Origin of the sequence: Candidatus Propionivibrio aalborgensis (genome assembly GCF_900089945.1) — a bacterium.
Lineage (GTDB): Bacteria > Pseudomonadota > Gammaproteobacteria > Burkholderiales > Rhodocyclaceae > Propionivibrio > Propionivibrio aalborgensis.
Genome location: NZ_FLQY01000152.1, coordinates 1 through 2,305, shown reverse-complemented (window position 1 = coordinate 2,305; position 2,305 = coordinate 1). Strand labels below are relative to the sequence as shown.

Sequence of the window (2,305 nt, the reverse complement as noted above, 5' to 3'; positions counted from 1 at the left end):
GGGTCTGAAGACAAGTCCGCATCAGACAACCAACCCGCATCGCGCAACTGAGCCAGATCGATCAACAACTCGTTGCCAGCAAATGCCGAAGGACTCATATAGGGCGAGTTGCCTGGGCCGATACCGCCGAGAGGCAGAACTTGCCACAGGGTTTGGCTTCCGGCGACCAGCCAGTCAACAAAGTAATAGGCCGATGGCCCCAGATCGCCCGAACCATGCGGGCCGGGAAGCGATGTGGGGTGAAGCAGAATGCCACTGTGCCTTTGAAAGGGCATCGTCCTATTCCTGAGAAAGTAGTTGAATGCTACGTGCGGTTAATGAAACGGCACCTTGATGCGGCAACCGTGCGAAAGGGGATTCGGCACTGCTGTCGCAGAGTTGAAGCCAGGAACCTGATGGCAGGTGAAATGTCTGTTCATCAGAATCCCGGTTGATCAGGACGAGCAGAGTTTGTGAGCTTTCATCCGCATCATTCGGGACTGCGGGAGACAATACGAATCCCAATGCTCCCCGTGGTGGTGAATGCCAATCATCGTGACACATTTCGCGTCCACCGGGATGCCACCAGACAATGTCGCGCTGCCCCCGACTGTTACTTTCTCCGGTCAGCCAGTTGCAACGACGAAGCTGCGGGAAGCGCCGTCGCAAGGCGATCAGTTTGGCCGAAAAATCAATTAGCTCGGTATCGGCATGTTCCCAATCGAGCCAGGTTAAGTCATTGTCCTGGCAGTAGGCGTTGTTGTTGCCGGACTGTGTACGGCCGAGTTCATCACCACCTTGCAGCATCGGAACTCCCTGTGCGACAAAAAGGGTTGCCAGCAATGCTCGTTGCAGGTGATGGCGCCGCTGAAGGACGATCGGGTCGTCGCTAACGCCTTCTTCCCCGCAATTCCAGGAGATGTTGTGCCCATGTCCATCGCGATTGTCTTCACCGTTGAGTTCGTTATGTTTTTCCTGAAAACTGACCAGGTCGCGCAAGGTAAAACCATCATGCGCAGTGATGAAGTTGACGCCAGCCTGTGGTGCCCGGCCTGAGTAGCGGAAAACCTCGCTAGACCCAGCCAGTCGCTGAGCCATGGCGGCCGGCTCGGATTCGCCAGTCAGCCAGAAAGCACGAGTGACATCGCGGAAACGGTCGTTCCATTCGCTCCAGCCCGGTGGAAATCTGCCCAGATGATAGCCGTCGGGGCCGAGATCCCAGGGTTCTGCAATCATCTTGATCCTTGCCAGTACTGGATCCTGTCTGACCGCAGCGAGGAAGCCGCTGTCACGCGTGAGTGTCGCTGCCAGATCAAAACGGAAACCGTCGACATGCATTTCGCTAACCCAGTAGCGCAGGGAGTCCATGACCAGTTGCAGAACGCGCGGGTGGGCGAGGTTGAGGGTATTCCCACAACCGCTGAAATTCTCATAGTAATTCAGGTCATTGCCTGTCAGGCGGTAGTAGCTTGAGTTGTCGATGCCGCGAAAAGAGATGGTCGGTCCGAACTCGTCGGTTTCAGCGGTATGGTTGTAAACAACATCGAGAATGACTTCGATACCTGCCGCGTGCAGCGAACGCACCATCGAGCGGAATTCCGCGATAACGGACTGGCCACCAACCCGAGCGGCATATCGTGGTTCGGGTGCAAAAAACGACAGGGTGTTATAGCCCCAGTAATTGGTCAGTCCATTGTCGAGCAGGCGTCGCTCATCAAGGAAGTGGTGCACCGGCAGAAGGTTGACGGCAGTAATACCAAGTCGCTTGAAATGCTTGAGCATGGCTGGTGAAGCCAGTCCGGCATAGGTTCCGCGAAGTGCTTTGGGAACCCCCGGATGCAGTCGTGTCGCACCTTTGACATGGATTTCGTAAAGGACCGAATCGGCCCAGGGAGTCGACGGAGGCGCATCGTCGCCCCAGTCGAAAGCCTCGTCAGTAACGCAGGACTTCGGGCTGTTCGCAAATGAAGGCAGCGGATCGTAGGAAAAAGTGCCGCTCAGTTCTCGCGCATACGGGTCGAGTAGCAGGCGACTCGGGTCGAAGCGATGGCCTGGCGAGTTTGGGCCGAATACGTGGAACGCGTAGCAAAGACCGGGGCTGGCGCCAGGGAGGTAACCGTGCCAGACTTGATCGGTGCATTTGGGGAGCGGCAGCGTATGTATCGTACTGCCTTCGAAGATGCATAACTCCACCCGCTCGGCATTGGCCGAGAACAGGGAAAAATTGACTCCCGCACCATCCCAATGAGCCCCAAGCGGCCATGGCCGACCTTCTTCGAGGTCGGTATCCGAGGTTATTGTTCCCATTCAAAATACACGGTGGCCA

2 protein-coding genes are annotated in these 2,305 nt (G+C 56.5%); both read right to left on the bottom strand.

Annotated elements, in window-relative coordinates; all coding sequences use genetic code 11:
- Window positions 1–275 (bottom strand): 4-alpha-glucanotransferase (locus PROAA_RS08865; protein WP_186411004.1); only part of this gene is annotated, 275 nt, incomplete at its 3' end.
- A gap of 4 nt (window positions 276–279) precedes the next feature.
- Entirely contained in the window at window positions 280–2,286 is a 2,007-nt protein-coding gene (gene glgX / locus PROAA_RS08860; protein ID WP_186411003.1) for a glycogen debranching protein GlgX, read from the bottom strand.
- Window positions 2,287–2,305 lie beyond the last annotated feature (19 nt).

Coding starts and splice junctions, on each gene's coding strand:
- glgX (WP_186411003.1), bottom strand. CDS start 2,286: ATGGGAACAATAACCTCGGATACCGACCTCGAAGAAGGTCGGCCATGG.